Here is a 5,230-nt window from a genome sequence, read left to right on the forward strand (position 1 = left end):
GCGTTTACTGTACTTAGTAATGGCGGTAAGCATATAGCTGTAGCCAGCAATAAAATTAACCCGGTAATTACATCGCCAGTAAACAAGCTGCTTATACCGCTAACTAAAAAGCTTATTCCAAAAAACCAGCCTAGTACTTTTAATATCATGCCCTTTCCTTATATTTTCCATAATGTTGCAAAGTTCATATATTAAGGCAGCGTTAATATTAAAACAAGCCAGCGCTATTCAGTCGCTTTTTTAATAAACCTTTCCCACACTTCTATGCTTTCTCGCTTTTCGGCCATGTAGTCGTAGCGGTCGTAGTGTACGCTTGATACGTCAAACTTATGGTGCTGCTGCAGTATGTCGCGGTTGGTTTTATTTATGCCTGCCTTGCCCATGAGTGTTTTACATGTGCGGCGTAGGTCGCGGGGGTTAAATGGCTTTACGCTGTGCTTTTCACACCAACGCAATATTGCCATACGTATTGTTGATACGTGCGCGGTGGCTGTTGGGTTGTCGCGATGTGGGAACATTTGCCCAGCGCTACCCTGTTGTTGCATGAGTTCTTGAATAATGGGTATGGCTAAATTAGACAGCGGCACTATGTGATCGCCCCGCTGCTTTATTTTTATTCGGGATGCGGGAATGGTAAATGTTTTATTTTTAATGTCGTATTCGCTGGCGCGGGATGCGTAAACTTCGTTTATGCGCTGGCCGCCAAGGCACAATGCGAGTTTTATGTATTGCTGGGTGTAATAAGGCAGGTCTTCTGCGTGCCACACTTTTTTTATTTCGTCTTCATTTAGCCAGCGCTCGCCTTTATTTTTTGGCGTTTCAAAATTTATGTCTCTTATAAAGTTGCTTTTGATTTCGTACAAATTTGGCTTTTTGTATTGCTCTGGCGAGTTATCAAAATCTATTGCGTATTTTAATATGCTCATTAATACGCTGCGAACTAGGCGCGCTTGCTCTTTTGCCCCACGGTTATAAACACGGTAAATAATGTCGCGGGCCATATCTATTGTGAACTCGTCGGGCATTAAGTCGGGCGCTATAAACGGGGTGAGATTTCGTTTTATTAGTTTTTCTGTTCGGTCGATGGTTGATGCTGCCCAGCGAGTACTTATGTATACGTTAAAATCATCAAGCATTTGATGCATTGTTTTTTTAGCTGCCGATTCAAACTTGGTTTTTTGATTTTGTAAGCGGCGCTCTTGGGGGTCAATATTGTCGCTTAGCAATGCTGATATTTTTGCATGCTTACTACGTGCTTTTTTCAGATCAACAATTGGGTAGTTGCCAAGGCCTATTACTTTACGCTTGCCGTTTATATGATATTGAACGCGAAACGTTTTAGCGCCCGATTCACTCACTCTTATTTGCAAGCGCCCCTCGCCATAATTGCCCGACTCGGTTAATACGTAGCGTTTTTCTTTTGCCTTAAGTGCTTTTATTGATTTGTCTGTAAAGTTCATCTTGGCTCGTTTAAAACTGTGACCACAACACGGGTCACAGTTTTGGTATCAGTTTAGCTTAAGATAACAATAACAGAATAAGACAGAATAAACAGTCTTAGCCTTTGCATTTTGCCATCTGGCGGGGCTTTGCTACGGGTTGATACAGCATGAAGCTTAGAAAACGGACATGCCAAGTAATTCACACATTAATAAAATAACCCTTAAAAACCATACATTAAAATAAATAGCGTTATATTTGTGTATTAAGCGTACACTAATTTGCAACCTGCTATAACGGCTATACTTACTTAAAAAGTGTCATTTTGCTATTAGATTTATTTATTTTTACGTTAACACTACTTACGGTTAATGCTTTGACTATACGATAGTTATTGTGCGTTCCTCTGTCGGGTAATTAAATATCGTATTTAAGTTACTTTCTACTACAATTTAACATCGTTATGTACTTGAAAATTACTGTTACTAGCGCTACTCTAAGTGAGGTGGTCTGACCTCTATTAAGGAATAAAAATGACACTCATATTTACACTGGTTCTAATCGCGTTGCTTTGCACTGCGGTTTACCACAGAGCAAGTTGGAACACAGCACTTGGTGTTTCGGCTATAACTTTATTAATTGGTACCTTTGCAGGTGCTTTTGGTTTAATTAGCTGGTTGATCTTTTTGATCATCGCGGTTCCTCTTTCTGTTACTGGCCTTCGTCAGCAATATATCATCAAGCCTATTTTTGCTACGTTTAAAAAAGTAACGCCAAGCATGTCTGATACTGAAAAATCAGCTATTGATGCCGGTACGACGTGGTGGGAAGCTGACTTATTTTGCGGTAACCCAGATTGGAAAAAACTTCACCAATACCCAGTTCCTAAACTTACTATTGAAGAGCAAGCCTTTGTTGATGGCCCTGTTGAAGTAGTATGTAGCATGTTGGACGATTGGGAAGCAACGCACGAACTAACCGACCTTCCTCAAGATGTATGGCAATATCTAAAAGATAATAAATTCTTTGCCATGATCATCAAAAAAGAATACGGCGGTTTAGAGTTTTCTGCATTTGCACAATCATGTGTACTTCAAAAACTAACAAGTAAATCAACATTACTTTCGTCAATTGTTGGTGTACCGAACTCTTTAGGCCCAGGTGAATTATTACAACACTATGGTACAAAGGAGCAAAAAGATCATTATTTACCGCGCCTAGCGAGCGGTCAAGAAATTCCATGTTTTGCATTAACTTCGCCAGAAGCGGGTTCTGATGCAAGCTCAATTCCAGACTACGGTGTGGTATGTAAAGGGCAATGGAATGGTGAAGAGGTTGTGGGTGTTAGTTTAACGTGGAATAAGCGTTACATTACACTTGCCCCAGTGGCTACCGTACTTGGTCTTGCGTTTAAATTACAAGATCCAGACGGCCTAATTGGCGACAATAAAGAGCCAGGCATCACCTGTGCACTTATTCCAACGGATACTCCTGGAGTTGAAATTGGTCGTCGACATTTCCCGCTTAACGTACCATTTCAAAATGGTCCTACTCGCGGTAAAGACATTTTCGTACCACTTGATTATATTATTGGTGGTCCAGATATGGCTGGTCAAGGCTGGCGCATGTTGGTTGAATGTTTATCGGTTGGTCGTGCAATTACATTGCCGTCAAACTCTGCCGGTGGCATTAAAATGATTGCTATTGCGACAGGTGCTTATAGCCGCATTCGTCGTCAGTTCCGTTTACCTATAGGTAAAATGGAAGGTGTTGAAGAGTCACTAGCTAAATTAGCTGGTTACGCTTACAGCTCTGATGCTGCGGTTAGTATGTCTACAGGTGCGGTTGATTTAGGCGAAAAGCCATCTGTTGTTTCTGCCATTATTAAATACCACCTAACAGAGCAAATGCGTGATGCAACTATTCATGCAATGGATGTACTTGGCGGTAAGGGCATCATGCTTGGGCCAAATAACTATTTAGGTCGTGGCTATCAAGGTGCACCTATTGCCATTACCGTTGAAGGTGCAAACATCTTGACCCGTAATATGATTATTTATGGTCAAGGTGCAATTCGCTGTCATCCATTTGTACTTACCGAACTAGGTGCGTGCGAAATTGAAGACCGCGAAGAAGCGCTTAACGTATTTGATAAAGCGCTAATGGGTCACATTGGTTTTACTATGTCGAACCTTGTACGTACTAAGTGGCTTGCTCTTACCGGCGCTCGTTTTACAAGTGTGCCGTACAACGACGAAACCGCTGAGTTTTACCGTATAGCGTCACGCTTTAGTGCATCACTTGCTCTTATGTCAGACATTAGCATGGCAGTATTTGGTGGTTCACTAAAACGTAAAGAACGTATTTCAGCACGTTTAGGTGACTTACTTAGTTACTTATACTTAGTGTCTGCAACGCTTAAGCGTTACAACGATGAAGGCCGTAAAAAAGAAGATTTTGCTCTAGTAAAATGGAGTTGCCAAGATCACCTTTACCATTGCCAACGTGCACTTGCTGATTTAATTAATAACATGCCTTCGGCTCCACTACGTGCCGTGTTAAAAGTATTGTTATTCCCGTTTGGTCGCCCGGTTCGTAAACCAACTGACCAACTTGAGCATAAACTTGCGCAACTACTACAAGTACCTAGTGAAACGCGTAACCGTTTAGCAAGCTATGTATACCTAACAAATGAGCCGCTTAACCTTGTAGGTCGTCAAGAGCAAACGCTTAAAGACGTACTTGCTGTTGAGCCATTATTTGACCGTGTATGCAAAGAAAAAGGTCTTAAACTGCCATTCTTCCAGCTTGATAAAGTAGCGCAAATGGGGCTTGAAGCAGGTATTTTAAGCCAAGCAGAGGCTGATAAACTAGCTGCTGTTGAGCAATCTCGTTTAGATGTTATTAACGTTGATGACTTCGACCCTGCTGACTTACTTGCAGGCAAAGCCGCGCGTAATAGCGTTAAAAAAGAAGCTGATGCTGCTTAATTAACTAAGCTAAGCATTTATAGACCAAAAGCCAGCACATAATGTGCTGGCTTTTTTGTGCAAAATAAAAAGTTTTAACAACCTGATGGAGTAGTTTAATTCGTTAGATTACTGAAATAATTATACAGTTTGGTATAACAGGCAGCTCTGACATCTAACCAACCCTAAAAGCTCTGTATTGATTAAATACCCTTAATTCAGCCCTATACTAATGTAAAAACTTAAACCCTCTCAAGGGCTCTACAAGTACAACACCATAAAGTTAACGACTATACCAATTAGTAATAATACTTAGAGCCTGTCTAGCATTGTTAAAAATCTCTGATATACGACTGCATGGATGCAGGAGATAGATCAATGCAGGATCATTTGCCGAAAACAACTAAATAACGAATTTTTACTTATTATCGACATGCTTTTCTTACCTCAAAATAGACCACTTAATTAAGCGAATTGGGATTAAAGCTGACGTTATTAAGCCTGACGTTAAGTTAACTGCGGTAAAAGTTTTAAAGTTACGAGAGAATGGGTACAGCGTAATACAGAAGCACTTGCCCAGAGCAGCGGCAGATTAATATAGGTATTCATACAGATAATAAGGAATATTAGCAGGTTCGTACAAGGAATCTATTTGATAGCTGATAGCTGATAGCTGATAGCTGATAGCTGATAGCTGATAGCTGATAGCTGATAGCTGATAGCTGATAGCTGATAGCCAAAGAATATTTTACTAAATTATTTAATCAAGGATTTTATAAACTTGTTATTGAGGAAATAACAAGTGGCGGAGTGGACGGGAC

The 5,230-nt window shown here is 40.6% G+C and carries 2 protein-coding genes; one reads left to right on the top strand and one right to left on the bottom strand.

Translation table 11 applies throughout. From position 1 onward, the window contains the following. Positions 1-224: 224 nt before the first annotated feature. Complete coding sequence (locus L654_RS0102185; protein ID WP_024607124.1) at positions 225-1,460, bottom strand: site-specific integrase; 1,236 nt, start codon at positions 1,458-1,460, stop codon at positions 225-227. A 513-nt stretch (positions 1,461-1,973) separates the two neighbouring features. On the opposite strand from L654_RS0102185, the gene fadE reads away from it, so the two are divergent. After that, positions 1,974-4,430, top strand: a complete 2,457-nt coding sequence (fadE, locus tag L654_RS0102190; RefSeq protein ID WP_007586946.1) for an acyl-CoA dehydrogenase FadE — start codon at positions 1,974-1,976, stop codon at positions 4,428-4,430. Positions 4,431-5,230 lie beyond the last annotated feature (800 nt).

The sequence above is a fragment of the Pseudoalteromonas sp. TAB23 genome (genome assembly GCF_000498075.1).
GTDB classification, from domain to species: Bacteria; Pseudomonadota; Gammaproteobacteria; order Enterobacterales; family Alteromonadaceae; genus Pseudoalteromonas; species Pseudoalteromonas arctica.

Bases quoted from the DNA above. Each gene is read 5' to 3' on its own strand.
- L654_RS0102185 (WP_024607124.1), bottom strand. From the start codon at position 1,460: ATGAACTTTACAGACAAATCAATAAAAGCACTTAAGGCAAAAGAAAAA.
- fadE (WP_007586946.1), top strand. From the start codon at position 1,974: ATGACACTCATATTTACACTGGTTCTAATCGCGTTGCTTTGCACTGCG.